We start from the raw sequence: 23,785 nt of genomic DNA, 5'->3' as shown, positions 1-23,785 counted from the left end.
TGATCGACGGCGGGTTCATCGAGTGGAACGCGGCACGGCCTCGTACCGATGGAGAAGCCTGAACTTGCCGCTGAGCTGCAGCGGTGAGTGTGTCAAGCGACCAAGAAGCGCGTGCCTCGATGGGGCACGTCAAACGATGCCTGCACCGCAGATCTGGAGAGTCCGACCTCGGATCCTGAGCCCGGCTCGCAGACTGGCCGCAGATGACAAGGCTGTGGCGGCGGCAAGGACTCGTCAGGCTGTTGCATGTTGCTGCAATCAACGATTTTCTGGCCGCCACTCGGCCTCAATGCTGCAAGGATGTCTGCGACAAGGGACCTTGGGACGGGGATTCGATGCGTGCTGCGGACGAGAAACGGCGAGACTTCCGGCTGATGTGCTTCGCCTCAGCCCTTGCCCTGTTGGTCCTCCTCGCTACGCCGTGGCTGACAATCTGGAACGACGGCCTCGTGTACCCGCCGCAGATCTACAGCGGTGTCAACCTGATCGACCTTCTCTCCGCCGCCGACTCACCGCTGGGCGGCCTGGCCACGTGGCTGTTTCGTGCCTACCTCCTGCTCGCTCTGGTCTGTCTGGTGCGGCCGGCAACGATTGCTGCCGTGGCAGGCAGTTGCGCAGGGGTTGCGGTCACTGTCTGGATCATCATCGTCAAGCCGGAGTCGGGTCCGGCGTTGCCGGGATCGAGTATCGAGCATGTCAACTGGAGCGGGGCGCCAACTGTCGCGGCCGGCATCTGGCTGGTGGCCGCGTGTGTCTCCGTGGCCGGCTGGTCAACTCGGCCTGACTCACCTGCCGGGGATGTCGAGTGAGCCGCCGGAAGCCCGTGACGATCGCCGCCGTCATCGTTGTGCTGATCGGGTCCTTGGGAACTGTCATGGGTGTGCGGTGGTGGAACGGGCGCTGCGACGCGATGGTCGGAGCGGTGCCGACGACCCAGAAGCTGCCGTCGAACATCCGCGCAGTCAAGCCCGCCGACGTCAACCTCGAGCCGCTGGTGCAGTCGCAGCGTGTCTTTGCACGGAACGTGCTCGCCCAGGCACAGCGCACCCCCAGTCTGGGAACACTGCGCAGTGTCGCGGTTGCCGCTGACGAGAAGACCCTGGCACCGAGGGAAGCCCGGCAGGTTGTAGGAGTCGCGGACGGTGAGCCGCTGCTTCTGTTCAAGCAGATAGAGCTTGAAGGCAAGCAGCGGGTGTCCGCGGGAGCCCTCACCCGGCTCGACAGCAACACAGGCGGGAAGAGCTGGGCCCGCTGGTACAACAACCACGAACTGGAGGCGGCCCAGACTCCACAAGGCCTGGCCCTGACACAACTGCCATCCGGCAAGGTTCCTCAGGTCGCTTCCGTGGACCCTCGTAGTGGCGAGCTGCAGTGGTGCGTCTCCGTCGGTGGTGAACACGCAACGGCTGTGCTCGCATCCGGCGACAGCGGTCTGTTTGCCTTGAGCGATTCGGACTACTACGAGGATGACCAACCGCCGACACTGATCGCGCTGAATCCGCTCACCGGGAAGACCCGCTGGAAGAAGCAGATCGACGGATTCGACGACCGCGGCACGGTGGATGCCTTCGGTGACAAGGTTCTGGTCACCCAGTGGGGCGACAAGACGGCGGATCGTCCTTGGCATCCGATGCTGGACCGCAATGGTCATGTGAAAACTGACGGTGGTGCTCTTCGTGCCTTTCGGGCCGACGATGGTGAACCCGCGTGGGAGTACGGGGGACCGGGCGGCAGCGGCTGGCTTCTGTCGGTGGTGGGAGCCCGCGATTCCTCGGCGGTGGTCGTCGCCACTCGGACCCGCCCTGACGCAGCAGGCAAGGGCGGAGAGCGCTATGTGTTCAGCGGTCGGGACAGCCAGAACTGGCTGATTGGGCTGGGACCGGACGGCAGAGAACGCTGGCGGCAGGACCTGGCCAACAGGATCAATGCCGGCGCTCGCTCCGGGGTGAGCCTTGCCGGAGACGCGGTGCTCACATTCGAGTACAAGGACACCTCTGTGGACACCCAGACCGTCGTCGCACGTGAGATGTCCACCGGAAAGACGCGTTGGGTGAAGGACTTCGACCACTACCAGCGATCTGTCCGCCCCGCTCGCCTCGCTGTTGTCGACGGCAGCCTGCTGATCGCACGCGCCCACGACCTGATCTCCATCAACCTGACCTCTGGTGCGGTCCAGACGCTCCTAATCGACGCAGGCGTGGCTGCCGATTTGGACGTCAAGGTGGACGGTCGAGCCATCGTGGCCCAAGCAGCAGGGCTGATCCTCACCTTCGACCGCAGGCCGAGATGAACGCAACCGATAGGGGAATGGGCCCATGGTGAGTCAGCCTGGCCGTAGCAGCGTGCGGCATGGCGCCGAGGTGCCGGCGGTCGACAAGTTGAGGCCATCGGGTCCTCGGCTGACGGATTGGCGACTACTGGCTGCGGTTGTGGCTGGGGTAGTGGTGCTGGCCGGGTGTACATCAGGCGGCGGTGCTGATGGCTACGAGTCGCCGCCGCGCAGCCAGGCGTCCGAGTCGGCGCCGGCCGGGCCTCAGACGCCGTTGGTCCCGGCGAAGGTGCCGACGGAGACAGTCGACCAGTTCGGCAAGCTCAAGCTCACGCTGCATCGGCCGGAACGACGCTCCGACAACGACGGCGAGCTGGCGATCCGGGCCTGGGTCACCTACACCCGCGCCTACTACAACGCGCTCGCAACGTATGTGGTGGATCCTGAGCTGGCAAAGGTCGCGACCGACGACGAGTTCAAGCAGCTTCGCGACTACTTCGCCGACCGCAAAGCGAGCCAGGATCGTGTGGGCGGCGAGCTGGAGATCACCGTCAGACCCAGGTACTCCGAGGACGGTACGTCGCTGTCCGGATGCATGGATCAGTCCGGCCTGCGGATCGTTCATGCCAACGAGACGCTGCACCCTGATCCGGAGGTGGTGAAGAAGCCTGAGGTCGACCTGCTGCCCGACCTCACTCGCGAATCTGGAGAATGGCGGGTCGAGAGCTTTGGAGATGGAGGAATGTCAAGAATTTCGAACTTCTGCGCCGGCGGGGAGTGGCCGCACTAAGAGTGCTCCAGTCGTGGCTCAGCTGCGCCGATCGAGATCAGCTGCTCGCTCTGGGAGCCGGTCGCGAGGACGTCTCCGACAACCTTCGGACCGTTGCGAGTCGCGGGCGCAGGCAGGTCATCGCAGTTGCCCTGTGACTGGTGGCCATCGATATGGCTGAGACGGGCTGATCGGAAGCCGGCAAGAAGGCTGATGACGCAACCAAACGAGAGGCGGGAATGAGCAAGCTCGACATCGACGAAGGAACGGCGCGTTTGCCACTCGGCGCCAGGATCGCGGCTCGCTTGCTCCCGTTGCTGGTGATCCTGACGCTGGCCTTTCTTCCTTGGCTCGTGGTCGGGCAGGGAAGCGACTACGGACGGGAGCAGTTCTTCCGCGGGTTCCAGCTTCTCGGCGCAGACCAGCCGTTGTCCGTGCGAGGCGCCACTGTGTGGGCAATGATCAGCTTGTTCCTGGCCGGGCTTTGCCTGCTCCTACCTGGCACCCGCGTCGCAGTCGTCGGCAGCCTCGCAGGCGTTGTGACAGCTGTCGCCTACCCGCTGAACCTGTGGAACGATTCACCCGACGACTACTCAGACAGCGGATGGCTGCTCGGCCCGAAAATCGCGGTCGCGCTATGGCTCACGAACGCTGTGGTCACCGCCATCGGCAGGTTCGTACTGCGCCGTCGTAACGCCGTTCCACGCACGTCGAGACGTCGGGTCGCCCTCGCCACCGTCATCGCGATCGCGCTGACATCCGCCGTACCGGTCGCGTACGCCGGCTGGAACCGCTGGGCAGAGCGCTGCTCCGCACAGTTCGAAGCGACACCGGCCGAGGTACTCCGAACGATCCACGCCGACCCGGTGGCCGGCATCGACCTCAGCCCAGCAGACGAAGACCGGCAGACCACCTACCGCTCGGAGCGAGCCCGCGCCATGCTGACTGCTGTCGGCAAACCCGGCGGTGGGTTCCGGCCGGCCACTCGCGTCATCGTTACTGCCGCCGCCGGCCGAGCGCCCGACTCGGTCAATCCCATCGGCACCGTCAATGGGGATCCGATCCTCGCCGTCGGCGCGCCCTCCTGGCTGGGGGCAGACCTGAACGGATCACTTGTCGCACTTGACCGGACGACCGGCCTGGTCCGATGGGGTCGCGAGTACTCCGGCAACGGCGTCCACGCAAGCCAGCTCCCCGGCCAGATGATGATGCTGAAACTCACTCCCCGCCCGATGGCAGCAGCGTTCACCATGACCGACGGCGGGCGGCAGTGGTGCACCTCGCTCGGCAAGGACCCGATCTACGACAGCCGCGCCATCTTCAAAACCGATACCACCGAGCAGGACAAGCAACTGTACGTCGTCCGCGGGCAGGCCGACGAGGCCGACAGCGAGAGCGTTCGGCTGACGAAGGTCGACGCCACGTCCGGCAAGATCAGCTGGGAACGGTCGGTCCAGGGCATCCGCCACGTGAGCTCGATCGATACCTTCGGAGACCAGGTCCTGTTCAGCCAAGTGCCACCGGAGAACTACGCTGCCGACTGGAACAGCCAGACCCGCCCCAGGACGCCGGACGCCGGAATACTCGTTGCCCGTTCGGCAGCAACCGGTGACCCGGCCTGGACATTCGCCGGTCCCGACGACTCGAGCTGGGCAGTCAATGTGATCGGGATCAGCGGGAACACTGTGATCGTGGCGGCTCGGCAGTCGAACAAGACTCCAGCCAACGGCGCGGAGCACGTACAGAGCTGGCTGATTGCCCTCGACCCCACAGGCAAGGAACGCTGGCGACAGGACCTGGGTAGCGCCTTGGCGTTCGACCTCACCGATGAGGCGAAGGTTGCCGGAGACGTCGTTCTCACCGAACAGCGCGCCGCGGAACGGGATCCGATCCGTCTGGTGGCCCGTGACACCGCCACCGGCAAGGTGCTCTGGACCCGGCTGGGCGGCACCGCCCAGGCACCGAACCTGCATCTCGAAGAGTCCGCCATCGTCGACCACCACCTGGTGGCCGCCGCCTACGGACCCAACTACGGGATCCGGTCCCTCGACCTCCGAACCGGCAAGGAAGCAACGGTGCTGCCCGAAGGCCGCGTCGGCTCCATCGTCGGCGACGACAAGTCGATCACCTTCACCACTGAGAGCCTCGTCATCACACTCGACCACAACTGACCCACAACGGTTCCAGTGCGGCGACGAGCCCGAACGCACGCGGCCTGGCGCAGGCCGCACTAGCTGCTCAGCTGTGCCGGTCGAAGGTCAGCAGTAGACCGGAGGCGTTGATCGTGATCGACTGGTCGTCTGCGACCATGCCGCTGAACCGGGTGTTCTTGCCCAGGGGCTGAGTGATGGCGCCGGTGCGCAGGTCGATCGCGATCAGCTTCTCGGCCTGGGAGCTGGTCACGAGGACATCGCCGACGACCTTCGCACCATAGAAGTCGGGGGCCAGGGTGTATTCCGCGACCGGGGTGCGCCACCGGATAGCTCCGGTGGTGATGTCTCTGGCGACGACGACCTGCTTCTCGAACGGGTGCCGGAGGTCGCCCTCGACGCTGAGTGCGACGCCGCTGGCGATCGTCGTACCGAATCCTCGCCATGAGTACAGCCTGTTGGTGAGGTTGTGGCGCCAGCGTTCCTTGCCGTCGGCCCCTAGGCCGATGAGCCAGCTCGTCGTCTGAAGTGCTGCTTGCGGACGGTTGAGCTCGTCTTCGACTCTGCCCGAACCTCCCCGGTCACGCTGGGACAGTACGACTGCCGTGTCGCCGTCGATGCCGACGATGGAATTCATCCAGCCGCTCTTGTCCGGGCCGCGGTAGGTCCAGCGCAGACTGCCGTCGGCCGCCGCCCGGGCCTGGACGACGTTGCCTGCTGGTTTCGGAGCATCGCCGAACTGCCGGTAGCGGTCGTTGCCGCTCAGCGCAGGACCGGTCCTGGCGACCAGGGCCAGATCCTGGAACGGCTCGATCGTCGCGACCCGGTGAAAGCCATCGGCCGGCACCCGCCACAGCAGCTTTCCATCAGCCAGGTTCCGTCGGCTGATCATGACGGTCGCCTCGTCTTCCTCGTGCCGGTACGGATTCGCGGTGGGCTCAGCGAGGAACAGACTGTTGGAGCTGGGGACGGAAGCGATTGCCGGGCCGTACCGGTCGAGGTCGCCCAAGTTGCCGAGCTCCTGGCACCAGGTCGTCTTGCCGCTGTCGCGGCTGATCGAGGTCAGACGTGCCCGTCCGTCCGGTGTGTCCGCCAGGATCATCTGGTCGCTCCCGGCCGGAATGTCTACGGAGCTGCTGTGGTCCGGGATTGCCCAGGTTTTCGCGTCTGTCGATTGCTTGGCCCGGACCGAAACGCCTTGATGGTGGCCTTCCGGGTACATCGTGAGCAGGACGTTCCCACGCCACGAGTCCCTCATCCCGGCGAGTTCGCGGTAGTAGATCTCGGCCGCTCTGCCGTTGAGTCCGTCGGCATCGATGCGGACCGCGCCGCGGAAAGTTCCGAAAGGTGCGGGATTCTGGCCGGCGGCAGCCAGCGCATCGGTCCACCATTGCTTGCTCCAAGCCGGCGTCCCGAGCTGGAACTGCTCAGGCGATTGGAACCGCACCTCAGGCAGGTCCTTGCCCGACACCCGTGCGTTGACCGCCGAGCAGCGAGCGGCCCAGCGATCCGGAAGCACCCGGATCGCGACACCACCGGCAACCACCAACACCAGCGGCACGCCGATCAAGAGGACCTTCTGCCATCTGCGGATACTCACGATCCAGACCTCTCTACAGTCACTGTTGTACTGTCCATGCGCGCCGGCTACCGCGGTTGGCCGTGGTCGAGGGTGACAACCAGGCCGTTCGCGACGAAGGTGATCGACTTGCCGTCACTGACGATGCTTTCCACGAAGCCTTTGGTGAGGACCTGCTGCGGGTTTCCGGTGGCAAGGTCGAGGGCCCACAGTCCGGGTCCTCCGCCGGGCGGAGTGTTCCTGGTGATGACGGTGTCGTCGGCGACTTTTGTGCCGAACGCCAGGTCGTAGTTCAAAGCGCTGCCCATGTCGTGGCGCCAGCGTTCCTTGCCGGTTCGGTCGAGACCGATCAGCCAGCTCTGGTTGAGGGCCTCGTCCTTCGGACTGCCGAGTGGCGCGGCCTTCATACGGCGCGCCACCACCACGGCGGTGTCACCCCGCACTCCAATCACGTTGACGATCCACCCAGAACGATCGGGCCCAGCGTAGGTCCAGGTCGCCTCACCGGTCTGCGAAGAACGCGCGACGACCGCGCTCACCGACGCAGCAACCAGCCCGACCACGATCCCCGCCGCGACCACGACCCTGCGTCCCGGCATCCTCATCGGATCGTCCAAACGCTGACAGGCAGCGGCGCGAACGCCTCAATCGTCACTGCGAGTTGCCGGTGCATGGGCGCCATGTTAAGACGCCAGCGAGCCGAAGAAGGCCACCGACAGAGTCAGTTGCACCTTCCTGCAATCAGCTTGCTGTCGGCAACTGAGGGCGCCGCCTGGCGGAAACTGACTGAGGCCGAGCCGCTGAGGTCGGGACCGGGCGATTGAGCGGGCCAAGATTCAGACAGCCAAGCAATCGAAGCGCCAGCGCAAAAGCCGTCAGACTGGAACTTAGCAAGGCCTACGCCGATCAGAACTCGGTCACCGGCCTCGGCCTGCCGGTCGTCCGCGGCTGAACGCGGTAGTTTTGTCTCGGTCTGCTCGTGGCCGCCGGCCTGGTCGACCAGCGCGCGATCGAGCCGGCGCTGACCGAGCTCCCCGTGCCAGATCGGGGCGCAGTACTTTCACGGCGACGTTCTGGCCACCGTCCGATTCGACGAGATAGACAACGCCCATGCCGCCTTGCCCTAGCCGGGCGATGAGCCGGTAGCGGCCGACCTCCTCCGGGTCCACATCGGTGAGCCGCTGCACCATTCTGGACCCTTCCTTGGACTCTGGCGGCATCGTGCTGTGCCCGGGCCCTCGGATGCAGCCTGCCAGGTTCAGTGCCGCCTGCTGCGAGTTTCAGCGGTAGGTCCGTTGAGCGCACCTTGGTGTCTGCTCGAGCAGCAGGTGGCCGCAGCTGGGCTGCCGCCGCTCACGCTGCACGGCACTTCGCGGCATCCTTGTTCGGGCACCTGGGGGTCGACATCGTGGTCGCGGCAGCATGGCTGGGACAGTCTCAGATTTCGATCACGGAGCAGTACCTGCATGCCTTCCAGGAGGCGCTGCGTGAGGCCGGTACGAGGCTCGGCAGGCCCCTGCGAAACGGTCTGTGAGATGACTGTGAGACGCGCCGCTCATTCCGTCCTCAGTACGGCGATCGGAAGCGCCCTCGGGGCGCATCCCCGAAAACGAAGAAGCCCCAGGTCAGAGACCTTTCGGGCTCCGATCTGGGGCTGCTCCCATTGAGGGTGAGTGACGGGACTTGAACCCGCGACCACCTGGACCACAACCAGGTGCTCTACCAGCTGAGCTACACCCACCATTGCCGCTAGTACTGCGGCGGCTGGGTAATCATAGCGATGATGTGCTGGTACTAAAAATCGGGGGTTCAGGACTCCGAGACGGCGGCTGCGGCGGCCCGGGCGGTGTCCGAATCCGGGCCGGGCTGACCGACGAAAACGGTCTGCCGGTAGTAGCGCAGTTCGGAGATGCTTTCGCGGATGTCGGCCAGGGCGCGGTGGTTGCCGGTCTTGGCGGGGGTGGCGTAGTAGACGCGTGGGTACCAGCGGCGGACGAGCTCCTTGATGGAGCTGACGTCGACGTTGCGGTAGTGCAGGTGGGACTCGACGCGCGGCATGTCGCGGACCAGGAAGGTGCGGTCGGTGCCGACGGAGTTGCCGGCCAGGGCGGCCTTGCGGGGTTCTTTGACGTAGCCGGCGACGAAGTCGAGCACCTGCTGCTCGGCGTCGGCGAGCTCGATGCCTTGGTCGAGCTCGGCGAGCAGGCCGGACCCGGTGTGCATGTCGCGGACGAAGTCGCCCATCTGCTCGAGGGCGGCGGCGGGTGGCTTGATCACCAGGTCGATCCCGTCTCCGAGCACGTTCAGTTCGTAGTCGGTGACGAGCACCGCAACCTCGATCAGGGCGTCTGCCGCCAGGTCGAGGCCGGTCATCTCGCAGTCGATCCACACCAGCCGGTCATTCATGGGCACCCACCTTACGGCTGACCATGGACAGTCCCGTGACCGGCTGGCCGCCGGGCCGCCGTTCCCGTTGCCGCGGCGGCAACAATCCGAGACTATTCACCACGGTTCCGTGACAACTTGGTTGCGCTCCGGAGGCTGCTGATGCTGTCCTGTTCGGGAACCTGGGGAGAAGGTTGGGGCTGATGGAGCCTGGGACGGGGACAGTGGGCCGGCCGCGGCTGACGGCGTTGCTGGACGAAGGCGTGCAGCGGCGGTTGCTGACCGTGGTGGCCGACGCAGGTTTCGGCAAGTCGACTTTGCTGTCGGCCTGGGCTGCTGGACGCACCTGTGCCTGGCACACCGTGCGAGCCGAGGACGCGTCGCTGGCCGGCATGGTCGCGCGCCTGGTGGCCGCCCTGCGCAGTCAGGTCCCTGCGCTCGCTTCGATCCCGGCTGAGCTGCAGAGCCCACGCGGACCGGACGCGGACGCGGAGCAGGAGACCAGAGCGCTCGCGTACGCCGCTCTGCTGGCAGACGCCCTTGAGCACAACCTCGACGAGGATCTGGTCCTGGTGCTGGACGATCTGCACGAGCTGGGCCCGGATGCGCCGGCGACCAGGTTGATCGAGGGCCTGGTGCGGATAGCCCCTGCGAAGGTCCACCTGGTTGTCGCGTCGCGCACCTCGATGCCGTTCGGGATCGACAGGTTGCGGGGCCGTGGCCAGGTGCTGGAGATCGACGCGACCGCGCTGGCGTTCACGGTCGCCGAGACCCTCGCCGTACTGGAGAACGTGCTCGGTGACGGTACGGCGGACCTCGCGGAACCGTTGCAGGCGGCGGTGCAGGGCTGGCCGGCCGCCGTACGGCTGGCTGTTGAGGCCCTGCGGACCGCACCGGCGGCGGAGCGGGCTGGTCGGCTGCGGCGGGCGCTGCGGTCCGACGGTCCGCTGTACGACTACCTGGCTGAGGAGGTCTTCGCCGCAGAGCCTCCAGCGGTACGGCGTCTGGTGGCGGGCGTTGCTGTACTGCCCAGGTTCGGATCTGAGCTGTGTCAGGCGATCGGCCTCACCGATAACGCGGACACGCTGCACCAACTGCGGACGCGGGGACTGCTGGTTTCAGCAGGCGAGGCGGATGGCTACGAGCTCAACCCACTGGTCAAGAACTTCGCCAACGACAGGCTGGTCGTGGACGAGCCGGAGCTTGCCGAGCTGACTCTGAAGGCAGGGAAGTGGTTCGAATCGGTGGGAGAACACCGTGACGCGCTCGCCTGCTATCAGTCGGTCGACCCGGCCAGAGTGGCCCGCATGCTCGCCGAGACCGGCCACTCCATGGTCGCCGGCGGCTTGGCCGAGGTAGTGGTCGCAGCGGTCGCCGCGCTGCCTGCCGACCTGCGCGGTGCGGCCCTGGACCAGCTCGAAGGGGAAGCGCGACAGGTGCTGGGGGACTGGCAAGGTGCGGTTGAGTGTTTCGACCGCATCATCGAGCCGGACGGCGAGATCCCGGTGGGTGTGGCCTGGCGGCTGGGGCTCATTCACCATCTGCGCGGTCATACCGATGTGGCGATCGCGACGTACCAGCGTGGTCGCATCGACGGCCAGCAGCCGTCTGACGAGGCCCTACTGCAGGCGTGGTGGGCGGGTGCGCACTGGCTCCGTGGTGAGTTCGAGGAGTGCCGGGCGCTGGTCAACTCGGCGTACAAGACGGCCAGGGTTGCTGGTGACGACAGGGCGCTGGCGATCTCGCACACCGTGCTCGCGATGCTCGCTGCGGTCGACAGCGACCCCAGTGGCAACTCTTCGCACTACCTGCGGGCGCTGGAGCATGCGGAGCGCGCAGGTGATCTCCTGCAGTCGATCCGGATCCGGGTGAACCGCTCGTCGCACCACATCGCCGAGGGCGACTACGAGCTTGGCCTCAAGGAGCTCGACCTCGCATTGGAGCTCGCGGATCGCGCAGGCTTCGCAGTGTTCCGTGCACTGGCCCTGAACAACCGTGGCGAGGCGCTGCTGCGTCTTGGCCGGCTGGATGAGGCCATCGGTGAGCTGGAGGCGTCCCGGGCGCTCTACCAGAAGCTGGACTCCAAGCGGGTCGCCCAACCGCTCTCGGTGCTTGGCGAGGTCTACCGGCAGCGTGGCGACCGTGCGATGGCCAGGGCGTGTTTCGAGGAGGCCATCGCGATCGGCGAGGCGACCAAGGACATGCAGTCTCTGGTCCCGTCACTGGCAGGTCTGGCGCGGGTGCTGGCAGTAGAGGAGCCGCAGCGCGCAGCTGAGCTGGCAGAGCTAGCCAGGCAGGCCGTTGCCTATGGCCCGGTCCTGGGACTCTCCGGCGCGCTGGTCGCTCTCGGCTGGGTCACGCTGCACGCAGGCAACCGTGCTGAGGCCGCGGCGAGTGCCGAGGAGGCTGCTGCTCTCTGCCGCAAGCGGCGCGACCGTGCCGGTCTGGCCGACGCCCTAGAGCTGTACGCCGAGGCTGGTGGCGCATCGGTCCTCCACGAGGTCCTGAACATCCGCAGCGAGCTGGGTGACCAGCTGGGCGAGGCCCGCGCCGAGCTGATGCTCGCCAAGCGCACCAGTGGTGCAGAGGGACGTGAGCTCGCCATGCGAGCTCACCAGCGCTTCCTGGCGGCCGGTGCGACCCGCTATGCGGCGGCAGCACTGGCTACCAGTGACCAGACCGGTCCTGCTGCGGTGAAGGTGGAGTGTCTGGGCGGCTTCCGCGTGCTGCGTGGCGGCAAGGCGGTCCAGCTGGGGGAGTGGCCGTCCAAGAAGGCCAGGGACCTGCTGAAGATCCTGGTGGCCCGCCGCTGCCGACCGGTCGCGCGGGTGCAGTTGCTGGACCTGCTCTGGCCGGACCAGGACGAGTCGGTGGCATCCCCGCGGCTGTCGGTCGCCCTGTCGACCGTGCGCTCGGTACTCGACCCAGAGAAGAAGTACCCGCCGGACCGCTTCATCGGCGCCGACCGGGCGACCATCTGGCTCGACGGTGACCAGACAGCCGTCGACGTGGAGCAGTTCCTGCGGGAGGCGCGTGAGGGGCTCAACGCCGGCGATCTGCGGTTGCTGCGGGCAGCAGAGGCGGCGTACAGCGGTGACTTCCTGGAAGAGGACGTGTACGCCGACTGGGCCGCCGGCATGCGTGAGGAGGCCCGTGCGCTCTATGTCCGGGTGGCGCGTGTCCTGGCCGAGCGGGGACGGCGTGACCCGGACGCCACGGCCGGGTACCTGCTCCGCATCCTCCAGCGGGACCAGTACGACGAGCGCGCGCATCTGGGCCTGGTTTCCGCGTTCCAGGCGAGTGGTGCGCACGGTGAGGCGCGCCGGGCATACCGGACCTACGTGCAGCGGATGGGTGAGCTGGAGGTCGAGCCGGCTGCCTATCCCGCCGTACCGGCTCGGCTTTAAGACTGGCTGAAGGTCCGCGCGCACGATCTGCTCATGGCAGCGCCGGTGCACAAACCAGTGGTGGTCCGCGAGTTCGAGTCCGCGGAGCACTCAGGTCGTGACTACCACACCCTGCCCGGAGGAACGGTCCGGGCGACTTTGGCTGGTGTGGTGGTGCACGTGGACGGTGACCAGGTCGTGGTCGAGTCGAACACGATCTGGCACCTCTACCGGCGACTGTCCGAACCCACGGTCAACCAGGGGGAGACCGTGGAAACAGGCGAACTGCTCGGGTCCGCCGCCGACTCCTATCTGCATTACGAGGAGCGGGTCGCGCCGTACCAGGCCGGTGACCATCGCAAGCCCCAGTTCGATCTGCACACCAACGCAAGGATGCGGGTGGTGGCGCCGGGTGAGTCGGCCGTGGAGGGAGCCGCCGAGCCACCCGGCGCTACCGTGACCACGTGATCGCGACCGCCTTCAGCACCTCTCGCCTGACCCTGCTCCCGCTGGCACCCCAGTACGCCGAGGAGATGGCCGGCGTACTGTCCGATCCCGCTCTGTATGCCTTCACCGGCGGTGAGCCGCCGACTGTGGACGCGCTCAGGGCCCGGTACGAGCGTCAGGTCGCCGGATCAGGCCGCGCGGACGAGCACTGGCTCAACTGGGTGGTCCGGGCCGGTGACGAGCTCATCGGGTTCGTGCAGAGCACGGTGACCGGCAGTACGGCGGAGGTCGCCTGGGTGATCGGCTCTGCCTGGCAGGGCCACGGCTACGCCAAGGAGGCCGCCAGAGGGCTGGCCGACCGGCTGAAGGCTCAGGACCTGCGGATCGTCGCGCACATCCACCCTGATCACTCCGCCTCGGCCGCGGTCGCAGCGGCCGTCGGACTCAGCCGCACCGATCAGCTGGACGACGGCGAATACCTCTGGACATAAGGCTCTACACATAAGAAAAGGCCCGGTCACCGAAGTGACCGGGCCTTCCTTAAGTCATTCAGACCGGGCGAACGTTCTCCGCCTGCGGGCCCTTCTGGCCCTGGGTCAGGTCGAACTCGACCTTCTGGTTCTCGTCGAGGCTACGGAAGCCGTCGGTCGCGATCGCCGAGTAGTGCACGAACACGTCGGCGCCGCCGCCGTCCGGGGAGATGAAGCCGAAGCCCTTTTCGCCGTTGAACCACTTCACTGTACCGCTGGCCATGATGTACCGCTTTCTAAAAAGGTTGTAATGACGTGGTTGCGGTCATCCGGCCCGGGACAGAAAAAACGCCCAGCGGATCACAAATCCGCGGGCGTAAATGAACGATCGAGGAACTGCAAGAACTGCAACCAGTAACGACAGTAGCACACGGCGCCGGTCCACAACCGGCAAACGGCGTGAACATCTGTCGTCGAGTGTGATCTTGACCGCACTGCAGCGGCGGCCTACTGTATCCGGTATACAACGCCCTGCGGGAAGGTGGGATCGATGAACACTGCCCGGTTCGCCGTCAACTGTTCGATCCTGTTCACCGAACTGCCGCTGCTGGAGCGCCCGGCGGCGGCCAAGGCGGCCGGGTTCGGGGCGGTCGAGTTCTGGTGGCCGTTCGACACCCACCTGCCCGGCGATGCCGAGGTCGACGCGTTCGAACGTGCGATCACCGACGCCGGTGTCCAGCTGATCGGACTGAACTTCGCAGCCGGTGATCTGCCGGCCGGTGACCGTGGTCTGCTCTCGTCGCCGTCCACCACCCGCGAGTTCCGCGACAACATCCCGGTCGCCCTCGGGATCGGGGAGCGGCTCGGCTGCCGCGCGTTCAACGCGCTCTACGGCAACCGCGTCGACGGCCTGCGGGCCGAGGAGCAGGACGAGCTCGCCGCTGAGAACCTCGCGCTGGCCGCAACCGCCGCCGGCGCACTGAGTGGCGTCGTACTGATCGAGCCTGTCAGTGGCGTCGATCGCTACCCGCTGAAGACCGCCGCCGACGCGGTCGCTGTGGTCGATCGGGTCCGGGAGCAGTCCGGCGCGATCGGTCTGCTGCTCGACATCTACCACCTGACTGTCAACGGGGACGACGTGAGTACGGCGATCACCAGGTACGCGGACCGGATCGCGCACGTACAGATCGCCGATGCACCCGGCCGGAACGAACCCGGCACCGGAAAGATCCCGGTCGGCCAGCACTTCGCCGAGCTCGCCACCGCGGGCTACGACGGCTGGATCGCCCTGGAGTACAAGCCGTCCGGCTCGACCGCCGAGAGCTTCGACTGGATCCGCTGAGCCGGATCGCCGTTCGTCTTCCGCTCGATTGGAGCTGGTATGCCCCGAATGACCGCTGCCCGCGCTGCCGTGGAGATCCTCCGCCGCGAAGGCATCACCCACCTGTTCGGCCTGCCCGGAGCGGCCATCAACCCGTTCTACTCCGCCGTCCGCGACCAGGGCGAGTTGCGCCACGTGCTCGCCCGGCACGTTGAAGGCGCCTCGCACATGGCGGAGGGATATACCCGAGCACGGGCCGGCAACATCGGCGTCTGCGTCGGTACGTCGGGACCGGCCGGGACCGACATGATCACCGGCCTGTACTCCGCCAGCGCCGACTCGATCCCGATCCTCTGTATCACTGGCCAGGCACCCGTGGCGAAGCTGCACAAGGAGGACTTCCAGGCCGTCGACATCTCGTCGATCGCCGCCCCGGTCGCGAAGTGGGCGGTCACGGTGATGGAGGCCGCGCAGGTCCCGGGGACGTTCCAGAAAGCCTTCCAGCTCATGCGTTCTGGCCGGCCAGGGCCGGTGCTCGTCGATCTGCCGCTGGATGTTCAGCTCACCGAGATCGACTTCGACCCGGAGCTGTACACACCGTTGCCGGTGGCAACACCACGGGCGTCGGTTGCTCAGGCGAAGGCGGTTCTGCAGTTGCTGGCGCAGGCCGAACGCCCGTTGATCGTGGCCGGTGGCGGGATCGTCAACGCGGACGCCGCCGACCTGCTGGTCGAATTCGCCGAGCTGGCGAACGTTCCCGTCGTACCGACGTTGATGGGCTGGGGGACGATTCCGGACGACCATCGGCTGATGGCCGGGATGGTCGGTCTGCAGACGTCGCATCGCTACGGGAACCAGACGATGCTGGAGGCCGACCTCGTGATCGGCATCGGGAACCGCTGGGCCAACCGGCACACCGGTGGGCTCGACACATATCGGGCCGGGCGGAAGTTCGTGCACATCGATATCGAGCCCACGCAGATCGGGCGGGTGTTCGCACCGGATCTGGGCATCGTGTCCGATGCGAAGGCCGCGTTGGAGGTGCTGGTGCATGTCGCGCGGCAACAGGCGCCGCTGGACGATCGCTCCGAATGGGCGGCCGCCTGCCGGGACCGTAAGGCGCGGATGCGACGCCGTACCGACTTCGACGACGTGCCGATCAAGCCGCAGCGTGTGTACCAGGAGATGAACAACGCCTTCGGGCCGGAGACGCGGTACGTGTCGACGATCGGGTTGTCGCAGATCCAGGCCGCGCAGATGCTGCACGTCTACCGGCCGCGGCACTGGATCAACGCCGGCCAGGCCGGTCCGCTGGGGTGGACCGGGCCGGCCGCGCTCGGGGTCGCGGTGGCGGACCCGGAGACGCCGGTGGTCGCGCTGTCGGGGGACTACGACTTCCAGTTCCTGATCGAGGAGCTGGCGGTCGGTGCCCAGTTCAACATCCCGTACATCCACGTGGTGGTGAACAACGCCTATCTCGGGCTGATCCGGCAGGCGCAGCGGAACTTCGACATGGACTTCTGTGTGCAGCTCGCCTTCGACAACATCAACACGCCGGAACTCGCCGGGTACGGCGTCGACCACGTGAAGGTGGCCGAAGGCCTTGGCTGCAAGGCGGTGCGGGTGTTCGAACCCGACGGGATCCAGCCCGCGCTGGACGAGGCGAAGAAGCTGCTGGCCGAGTACCGGGTGCCGGTGATCGTCGAGGTGATCCTCGAGCGCATCACGAACGTTGCCATGGGCACCGAGATCGACAAGGTGGTCGAGTTCGACGAGTTGACCGACGTCCGGCACCCGGTGCCGACGGCGTCCGGGCCGAGGGAGTGATGACGATGAAGGTTGCGGTTCTCGGCGCCGGGGCGATCGGTGCGTACGTCGGTGCCGCGTTGCACCGTGGTGGGACCGAGGTGCACCTGATCGCGCGAGGTGCGCATCTGGAGGCGATCCGGCGTGATGGCGTCCGGGTGCTCAGCCCGCGTGGCGACTTCGAGGCGCGGACCCCGGCCACCGACGACCCGGCCGAGGTCGGCCCGGCCGACTATGTCTTCCTGGGACTGAAGGCCAACTCGTACGCGTCGGCCGGACCGCTGATCGAGCCGTTGCTGCACGACAAGACCGTCGTGATCGCGGCGCAGAACGGGATCCCGTGGTGGTACTTCCACGGACTGAAGGGTCCGTACGAGGGTCGCCGCGTCGAGTCCGTCGACCCGGGTGGCTCAGTCACGCGGGTGCTGGATCTGGATCGTGCTGTCGGGTGCGTCGTCTACTGCTCGACCGAGCTGGAAGGGCCGGGTCTGGTCCGGCACCTGGAGGGCACCCGCTTCTCGATCGGTGAACCGGGCGGGGGAGTGTCCGAGCGGTGCGTCGCGTTCAGCGACGCGATGATCGCGGGCGGGCTGAAGTGCCCGGTCGAGGACGACATCCGCAAGGACATCTGGATCAAGCTGCTCGGCAACGCGGCCTTCAACCCGATCAGCGCGCTGGCCCGGGCGACCATGGTCGAGATCGCGACCCATCAGGGCACCCGGGCGATGATCCGGCTGATGATGGAGGAGACGCTGGAGATCGCGGCCGCGGTCGGTTGCCGGCCGGAGATCTCGGTGGACAAGCGGATCGACGGCGCCGAACGGGTCGGCGAGCACAAGACGTCGATGCTGCAGGACCTCGAGAAGGACAAGCCGCTCGAACTCGACGTGATCCTGGCCGCCGTGGTCGAGCTCGCCGACCTCACCGGTACGCCGGCCCCGACCCTCCGCGCCGTCCACGCGGTCGCCGACCTGCTCTCCCGCAAGATCGGCACCGGCCCGGCCCTCGCCCACGCCCCCACCGCCGCGCCGGCTCCGGCGCGCCCCTAGACCCAGGTGGGTCCGGTCTACAGCCCAGACCGGGGCGGTGGGGTGGGTCCGATTTTATGGAGCTCGGACCCACCTGTTTCCACGCTCCCTTGTCCGGTCGTAGTGTTCACGTAAACACGGCTGGATGGGGGGAAATTTGGGTACGACGGGACGGCCTCGGCGCGGGCCTTCGATGGCTGATGTCGCCGCTCTGGCAGGGGTCTCGGGGCAGACCGTGTCCCGGGTGGCGAACAACCGGACGAACGTGGACGCGACCACGCGGGCCCGGGTGCGGGCTGCGATGCGTGAGCTCGGCTATCGGCCGAACGGGGCGGCCCGGGCGCTGCGGAACGGGGAGTTCCGGGGGATCGGGGTGATCGTCTTCGAGCTGTCGACGTTCGGTACGACGCGGGCTCTGGACGCGATCGCGACAGCGGCCACCGAGCGCGGTTATGCGGTCAACCTGATGCCGGTGCTGGATATCAACCAGCGCGCTGTGAACGAGACCTTCGACCGGCTCAGCGCGCAGGCCGTCGACGGCGTCATCATCCTGATCGAGGCGTACCTGCTCGACGAGGCCGGCGTGCAGTTGCCGCATGGGCTGCCGGTGGTGATCGTCGACTCCAGTGCGCATTACGACTATCCGGTTGTCGACACCGATCAGTTCGATGGTGCTCGGCAGGCTGTGACTCACTTGCTGGAGCTCGGCCACCGGACTGTGCATCATGTCGGTGGCCCGCGAACGTCGTACCCGGCTGCTCATCGTCGCCGCGGGTGGGAGCAGACCTTGCTCAACCACAGCCGCGACCTCCCACCTGTTCACTTCGGCGACTGGACCGCGCAGTCAGGCTACGAAGCCGGCTGCCTGCTGGCCAAGGATCCTTCGGTCACCGCGATCTTCGCCGCGAACGACCAGATGGCGCTCGGTGTGCTGCGGGCGCTCCACGAACACGGCCGTCCGGTGCCGGCTCAGGTGAGCGTGGTGGGCTTCGACGACATGGAAGAATCCGCGCACTTCTGGCCGCCGCTCACCACTGTCCGCCAGTCCTTCGCCGACCTCGGTCGGCATGCGGTCGAGTCCCTCCTCACCACCTTGGCCTCCGGCCGGCCGCAGCCGATCGCCGTACCGACGGAGTTGGTGATCCGGAAGAGCACTGCCCAGATCGGGTGAGACGCCGTCGGTGTCCTGGACATGTACAGGGTGTCTGGGCAACCGAACGGAAGGTTCTGTGGTGGTACTTCGATCACGCTCGTGGGCTGTCGTCGCCCTTGCACTCGTCGGTGCGGGGCTCTCAGGCCCGGCCGAAGCCTCGTCCGGGGCGCCGGCGCCGGCGGTCGGCGGAGCCCGGAAGATCACGTTGATCACTGGGGACACAGTGACGCTGGAGGCCGGTGCGCTGGGCCGCGTCTCGATCCAACCAGGGCCTGGGCGCCGTGGGGTGATGTTCAGCGCGCACCGATCGAAAGAGCACCTGTACGTCGTTCCCTCCGACGTCCGGACCGCGGTCGACGGCGGGAGGCTCGATCGGCGGCTGTTCGATGTAGCGGCGCTGGACGACGACCGGACGAGCTCGTCCATCCCGCTGCTGATCACCGCCCGCGGCAAGCGCGCGGCCGTGCCGGGAGCGACGGTGACCCGCGAACTGCGGTCGGTCAGCGGTGCGGCGATCAAGGTCGACAAGACCGCAGCCGCGGGCTTTCTGTCCCGGGCGGCTGGGATGGACAAGATCTGGCTCGACGGCAAACGGAAGCTGACGCTGGACCAGTCCGTCCCGCAGATCGGTGCACCGGCGGCGTGGCAGGCCGGATTCACGGGTGACGGCGTTTCGGTGGCAGTGCTGGACAGCGGGATCGACACCTCGCATCCCGACCTTGCCACCCAGGTGGCCGGAGCGAAGAACTTCACCGACACGCCGGACGGTGATCACAACGGCCACGGCACTCATGTCGCCTCGACCATTGCAGGCACCGGGGCCGCGTCGAGCGGCCGGTACCAGGGGGTCGCGCCGAAGGCGAAGCTCTACGACGGCAAGGTCTGCGATGACAACGGCGGCTGCCAGGAGTCCGCCGTCCTCGCCGGGATGGAGTGGGCCGCGACCGAGGTGAAGGCGAAGATCGTCAACCTCAGCCTGGGAGGTAGGGACACCCCAGAGGTCGACCCGCTCGAGGAAGCCGTGAACCGGCTCAGCACGCAGACCGGCGCCCTGTTCGTGATCGCTGCGGGCAACGAAGGCCCGGATGCGCACACCGTCGCATCACCGGGCAGCGCGGAGGCCGCGCTCACCGTCGGGGCCGTGGACAAGCAGGACCAGCTGGCCGAGTTCTCGAGTCGCGGTCCGAGTGCTGGCGCCGTGAAACCTGACCTCACCGCACCCGGGGTCTCGATCGTCGCCGCGAAGGCGAAGGACTCGATCATCGGCGAGCCGGTCGGCGACGACTATCTCCGCCTCGACGGTACGTCGATGGCCACGCCGCATGTGGCCGGGTCGGCCGCCCTGCTCGCTCAGCAGCACCCGGACTGGAAGGCCACCGAGCTCAAGGGCGCACTGGTGGGGTCGGCCCGGCCGGCCGCCGACCAGACGGCGTTCGAGCAGGGCGCCGGTCGAGTAGATGTTGCCCAGGGCATCAAACAGACCGTGATCGCCGAGCCCGGCAACCTCTCGTTCGGCACCGCCTCCTGGCCGCACGACGACGACACACCGGTCACCAAGACGGTGACGTACCGGAACCTCGGCGACCAGCCGGTCACGCTCGACCTGGCCGCATCGCTGAACGACCCGACCGGCAGCCCGGCTCCTGCCGGCGCACTCGTGCTGAGTGCAAGCACGGTGACAGTTCCCGCGCGCGGCACCGCCGCGGTGCAGGCGACCTCGAACACCAAGCACGGTGGACCGGTCGGCGCGTACTCCGGCCGCCTCACGGCGAGCGGCGGCGGGCAGCACCTCACCTCGGCCGTCGGCGTCGAGAAGGAAGCGGAGGTGTACAACCTCACCATTAAGCACCTCGGCCCTGGCGAGGACCCGGGCGCGAGGGTGTGGGGCCTGAACCAAGACGTCGATCGGTACCTGCCGGGGGCGACGGCGACGGTGCGACTGCCGCGTGGCGAATACCTGATCGACAGCCGTCAGCAGCTCGGCGACGACCACTACTGGATGGTGCAGCCGAGCTTGCAACTGACGAAGGACAGCACAGTCGTCCTCGACTCCCGGACCACCAAGACTGTCAACCTCACGCTCCCGCAACCGGAGGCCGAGCTCATCGTCGCGGATGTCGGCTACGTTCGGACCGCCTCCGACCCGGCCCGCCGGATGGCGGTGAACGGGATGACCTTCGACTTGGCCCGAGTCCACGTGGCCCAGGTCGGCCCGGCGGTTGCATCGATGACGGGACACATCATGTCCCAGTGGGGCAAACCGGCTCCGGACGGCGGGTTCCGGAACACGCCGTACCTGTACGGCCTCGTGGACCTTACGCCCGGCGTCTTCCCGACCGGTCTCGATCGCACGGTGCGGAACACCGAGCTGGCGGTCGTCGATCACACTGTCAATGCGACGTCCGACCGGCCGGTCGAGCGCCTACTGTCCCCCGGGAAGCCGGACGGTACCGGATTCGTCATCCCGGGAGTGCCGTTCGACGCTCCCGTCCGGACGAGAGCATTTCTGGAACCGGGGCTGTCATGGTCCACCTCCGTCATTGATCCGGAGCAGTTCGGGGTCATCGCGGGAGTCGGATCCGGGCGGAAGACCTACCGGGCCGGTGCGTCGTACTCGGAGCGGTACAACGCGGCACCGTTCGTGCCTTTGCCGAGTCTCGCGCAGCGGTTCCAGGGCCGGCTGCGGGTGAATATCGGACCGACTGGTGATGCCGATGGCAACCGCGGGCGGAGCGAGACGGCGTCGGCCACCAGCGTCCTTTTCCGGGACGGCGTCAAGATCGCGGAGACACCGCGCTTCGGGTACGTCGATGTGTCCGGGCTGCCCGCGGACAAAGCGTCGTACCGGTTCGAGTCGTCGCACACCCGGCCGTCCTCCGCGAGCTTCAGCACGCGGACGGATCTGGTCTGGACGTTCCGCTCGGCCGGGACAGCCGAGCCGGCCACGCTGCCGCTTCTCGGCGTTCGGTACCGGCCGAAGGTCAACAGCCACAACGTGGTGCAGCGGAAGCCGGTGAGCGTGGTCCCGCTCGTGATCGACGCTCAGCCGGGTGCGACCGTGCTCGGGGTCAAGAAGCTGGCGATCCAGGTGTCCGGCGACGGTGGCACGACCTGGCACCCCGCCTCGGTCGCCGCTACCGGCGGAGGCGCGTATCAGGCGACCTTCGCGACGCCGGACGGCGCCGCGAGGATCTCGCTGCGGTCTTCGCTGATCGATGCCGACGGCAACACGATCGAGCAGACGGTGATCGACGCCTATCCGCTCGGCTGAGCGGAGAGCGACTCGATGGTGCTGAGAATGGCCGAGTGGTCCAGGGAGCCGTGTCCCTGGGCCCGGGTCGCCGCCACGAGCTGGGCGACGATGCCGGTGACGGGCAGGGCTACGCCGGCGGCTCGGGCCGAGGCCAGAGCGATGCCCATGTCCTTGTGGTGAAGGTCGATCCGGAAGCCCGGCGTGAACTCGCGGGCGAGCATGGAGCCGGCCTTGAGATCGAGGATGCGATTGCCGGCCAGGCCGCCGGCGAGGACTTCGAGGCCTCGGGTGCTGTCTACGCCCGAGGCTTCGAGCAGGACGATGGCTTCGGAGACCAGCGAGATGATGCCGGCGACCATGAGCTGGTTGGCGGCCTTCACCGTCTGACCTGAACCGTGCGGGCCGACGTGGACGATGGTGCGGCCGAGGGATTCGAAGATCGGGCGAGCAGCTTCGAAGTCCTCGGCCGAACCGCCGACCATGATGGACAGGGATGCCTTGATGGCTCCTTGCTCGCCGCCGCTGACCGGTGCATCCAGGACATGGACGCCGCGCTCGGCACCGGCCGCGGCCACCGCGATCGATGTCTCCGGCGCGATCGAGCTCATGTCGATCAGCAGTACGCCGGGCTCGATCGCCGACAGCACGCCGCCCGGGCCGAGCACGACCTCGGCGACCTGCGGTGAATCCGGCAGCATCGTGATCACGACCTCGGCCCCGGCGACGGCCGAGGCGATGTCGGCGGCCGGCTTACCGCCGGCCTGCGCCAGCCGATCCACCGACGCCGCTACGACGTCGTACCCGGTCACCGCATGTCCCGCGCTGATCAGGTTCGCCGCCATGTGCGAGCCCATGATCCCGAGTCCGATGAAGCCGATGGCGGTCATACGGCGACCAGCACTGAGCGGAGTAGTTCAGCGGTCTCGGTCGGGGTCTTGCCGACGCGAACACCTGCTGCCTCCAAAGCCTCCTGTTTGGCGGCCGCCGTACCGGATGAGCCGGAGACGATCGCACCCGCGTGGCCCATCGTCTTGCCTTCTGGTGCGGTGAAGCCGGCGACGTAGCCGACCACCGGCTTCGTGACGTGGGCTGCGATGTACGCCGCCGCCCGCTCCTCGGCGTCGCCGCCGATCTCGCCGATCATCACGATCGCGTCGGTGTCCGGGTCGTCCTGGAACGCTTGCAGGGCGTCGATGTGGGTGGTGCCGATGATCGGATCACCGCCGATACCGATGGCGGTGGAGAAGCCGAAGTCCCGCAGCTCGTACATCATCTGGTAGGTCAGGGTCCCCGACTTCGAGACCAGCCCGATCCGTCCGGGCCCGGCGATGTCGGCCGGGATGATGCCTGCGTTCGCCTGTCCCGGACTGATGATCCCCGGGCAGTTCGGCCCGATCACGCGTACCCCGGCGGCGGTGGCATGCGCGAAGAACGCGGCCGTGTCGTGGACCGGCACGCCCTCGGTGATCACCACCACCAACGGGATCCCCGCGTCCACCGCCTCGATCACTGCACCCTTGGTGAACTTCGGCGGAACGAATACCACCGACACGTCCGCACCAGTCGCCGCGACTGCGTCCGCGCAGGACCCGTAGACCGGGATCGACCGCTTCGCGAAGTCGACCGACTGGCCGCCCTTGCCCGGCGTGACGCCACCGACGATTTCGGTGCCGGCAGCAAGCATCCGGCTGGTGTGCTTCTGCCCCTCGGCGCCGGTCATCCCTTGGATGATGACCCGGCTCTTCTCCGTCAGGAAGATTGCCATCAGA

18 protein-coding genes and 1 tRNA gene are annotated in these 23,785 nt (G+C 67.3%); 12 read left to right on the top strand and 7 right to left on the bottom strand.

The window, feature by feature from the left end:
- The first annotated feature begins 335 nt into the window (after nucleotides 1-335).
- The 4 genes from ACFCV3_RS01970 to ACFCV3_RS01955 all read left to right on the top strand — a co-directional run bounded on the left by ACFCV3_RS01970 (nucleotide 336) and on the right by ACFCV3_RS01955 (nucleotide 5,209).
- The gene (locus ACFCV3_RS01970) at nucleotides 336-809 is read left to right on the top strand and encodes a hypothetical protein (RefSeq protein ID WP_376025230.1); all 474 of its coding nucleotides are present in this window, start codon (nucleotides 336-338) and stop codon (nucleotides 807-809) included.
- The gene (locus tag ACFCV3_RS01965; RefSeq protein WP_376025228.1) at nucleotides 806-2,290 is read left to right on the top strand and encodes a PQQ-binding-like beta-propeller repeat protein; all 1,485 of its coding nucleotides are present in this window, start codon (nucleotides 806-808) and stop codon (nucleotides 2,288-2,290) included. The genes ACFCV3_RS01970 and ACFCV3_RS01965 overlap by 4 nt, the downstream gene beginning before the upstream one ends.
- A gap of 139 nt (nucleotides 2,291-2,429) precedes the next feature.
- Complete coding sequence (locus tag ACFCV3_RS01960; RefSeq protein ID WP_376025226.1) at nucleotides 2,430-3,059, top strand: hypothetical protein; 630 nt, start codon at nucleotides 2,430-2,432, stop codon at nucleotides 3,057-3,059.
- Nucleotides 3,060-3,277: 218 nt separating this feature from the next.
- A complete protein-coding gene (locus tag ACFCV3_RS01955) occupies nucleotides 3,278-5,209 on the top strand; it encodes a PQQ-binding-like beta-propeller repeat protein (RefSeq protein WP_376025225.1) in 1,932 nt (643 codons plus the stop codon).
- Between the two features lie 67 nt (nucleotides 5,210-5,276).
- On the opposite strand, the gene ACFCV3_RS01950 is transcribed toward ACFCV3_RS01955, so the two are convergent.
- The 4 genes from ACFCV3_RS01950 to orn all read right to left on the bottom strand — a co-directional run bounded on the left by ACFCV3_RS01950 (nucleotide 5,277) and on the right by orn (nucleotide 9,173).
- Nucleotides 5,277-6,788, bottom strand: coding sequence for a PQQ-binding-like beta-propeller repeat protein (locus ACFCV3_RS01950; RefSeq protein ID WP_376025223.1), 1,512 nt, complete (start codon nucleotides 6,786-6,788; stop codon nucleotides 5,277-5,279).
- Between the two features lie 47 nt (nucleotides 6,789-6,835).
- Complete coding sequence (locus tag ACFCV3_RS01945; RefSeq protein WP_376025221.1) at nucleotides 6,836-7,372, bottom strand: hypothetical protein; 537 nt, start codon at nucleotides 7,370-7,372, stop codon at nucleotides 6,836-6,838.
- Nucleotides 7,373-8,435: 1,063 nt separating this feature from the next.
- A tRNA-His gene (locus ACFCV3_RS01940) sits at nucleotides 8,436-8,508 on the bottom strand.
- A gap of 68 nt (nucleotides 8,509-8,576) precedes the next feature.
- Entirely contained in the window at nucleotides 8,577-9,173 is a 597-nt protein-coding gene (gene orn, locus ACFCV3_RS01935) for an oligoribonuclease (RefSeq protein ID WP_376025219.1), read from the bottom strand.
- 182 nt (nucleotides 9,174-9,355) lie between these two features.
- Here orn and ACFCV3_RS01930 point away from each other — a divergent pair, with 182 nt between their 5' ends.
- Genes ACFCV3_RS01930 through ACFCV3_RS01920 form a run of 3 tightly spaced genes read left to right on the top strand, consistent with a single transcriptional unit; the run spans nucleotide 9,356 to nucleotide 13,476 of the window.
- Nucleotides 9,356-12,559 (top strand): tetratricopeptide repeat protein, encoded by a 3,204-nt coding sequence (locus ACFCV3_RS01930; protein WP_376025218.1) that lies wholly within the window; start codon nucleotides 9,356-9,358, stop codon nucleotides 12,557-12,559.
- A gap of 33 nt (nucleotides 12,560-12,592) precedes the next feature.
- Nucleotides 12,593-13,006, top strand: coding sequence for a peptidoglycan DD-metalloendopeptidase family protein (locus ACFCV3_RS01925; protein WP_376025216.1), 414 nt, complete (start codon nucleotides 12,593-12,595; stop codon nucleotides 13,004-13,006).
- Nucleotides 13,003-13,476 carry a GNAT family N-acetyltransferase gene (locus ACFCV3_RS01920; RefSeq protein WP_376025214.1) on the top strand — a complete coding sequence of 158 codons (474 nt, stop codon included), beginning with the start codon at nucleotides 13,003-13,005 and terminating at the stop codon, nucleotides 13,474-13,476. The genes ACFCV3_RS01925 and ACFCV3_RS01920 overlap by 4 nt, the downstream gene beginning before the upstream one ends.
- Before the next feature lie 58 nt (nucleotides 13,477-13,534).
- Here ACFCV3_RS01920 and ACFCV3_RS01915 read toward each other — a convergent pair whose 3' ends face one another.
- Entirely contained in the window at nucleotides 13,535-13,738 is a 204-nt protein-coding gene (locus ACFCV3_RS01915; RefSeq protein WP_132164162.1) for a cold-shock protein, read from the bottom strand.
- A gap of 267 nt (nucleotides 13,739-14,005) precedes the next feature.
- Between ACFCV3_RS01915 and ACFCV3_RS01910 the strand changes: the two genes are divergently transcribed.
- From ACFCV3_RS01910 to ACFCV3_RS01890, 5 genes are all read left to right on the top strand, one after another.
- Nucleotides 14,006-14,797: a hydroxypyruvate isomerase family protein gene (locus ACFCV3_RS01910; RefSeq protein WP_376025212.1), complete on the top strand. Its 792-nt coding sequence runs from the start codon at nucleotides 14,006-14,008 to the stop codon at nucleotides 14,795-14,797.
- 39 nt (nucleotides 14,798-14,836) lie between these two features.
- On the top strand, nucleotides 14,837-16,603 hold the full coding sequence (gene gcl, locus ACFCV3_RS01905) for a glyoxylate carboligase (RefSeq protein ID WP_376025211.1): 1,767 nt from the start codon (nucleotides 14,837-14,839) through the stop codon (nucleotides 16,601-16,603).
- Nucleotides 16,604-16,608: 5 nt separating this feature from the next.
- Nucleotides 16,609-17,631 (top strand): 2-dehydropantoate 2-reductase, encoded by a 1,023-nt coding sequence (locus tag ACFCV3_RS01900; protein ID WP_376025209.1) that lies wholly within the window; start codon nucleotides 16,609-16,611, stop codon nucleotides 17,629-17,631.
- A 172-nt stretch (nucleotides 17,632-17,803) separates the two neighbouring features.
- Nucleotides 17,804-18,781: a LacI family DNA-binding transcriptional regulator gene (locus ACFCV3_RS01895; RefSeq protein ID WP_376025207.1), complete on the top strand. Its 978-nt coding sequence runs from the start codon at nucleotides 17,804-17,806 to the stop codon at nucleotides 18,779-18,781.
- Nucleotides 18,782-18,842: 61 nt separating this feature from the next.
- Entirely contained in the window at nucleotides 18,843-22,034 is a 3,192-nt protein-coding gene (locus tag ACFCV3_RS01890; RefSeq protein ID WP_376025206.1) for a S8 family peptidase, read from the top strand.
- Here ACFCV3_RS01890 and ACFCV3_RS01885 read toward each other — a convergent pair.
- Together ACFCV3_RS01885 and sucD are read right to left on the bottom strand one after the other, a co-directional pair.
- Entirely contained in the window at nucleotides 22,019-22,903 is an 885-nt protein-coding gene (locus tag ACFCV3_RS01885; RefSeq protein WP_376025205.1) for a 2-hydroxy-3-oxopropionate reductase, read from the bottom strand. The genes ACFCV3_RS01890 and ACFCV3_RS01885 overlap by 16 nt on opposite strands.
- Nucleotides 22,900-23,781: a succinate--CoA ligase subunit alpha gene (gene sucD, locus ACFCV3_RS01880; protein WP_376025203.1), complete on the bottom strand. Its 882-nt coding sequence runs from the start codon at nucleotides 23,779-23,781 to the stop codon at nucleotides 22,900-22,902. The genes ACFCV3_RS01885 and sucD overlap by 4 nt, the downstream gene beginning before the upstream one ends.
- Nucleotides 23,782-23,785 lie beyond the last annotated feature (4 nt).

Source organism: Kribbella sp. NPDC056345, assembly GCF_042262745.1.
Classification (GTDB): domain Bacteria; phylum Actinomycetota; class Actinomycetes; order Propionibacteriales; family Kribbellaceae; genus Kribbella.
This window is presented reverse-complemented; position numbering and strand designations above follow the sequence as displayed.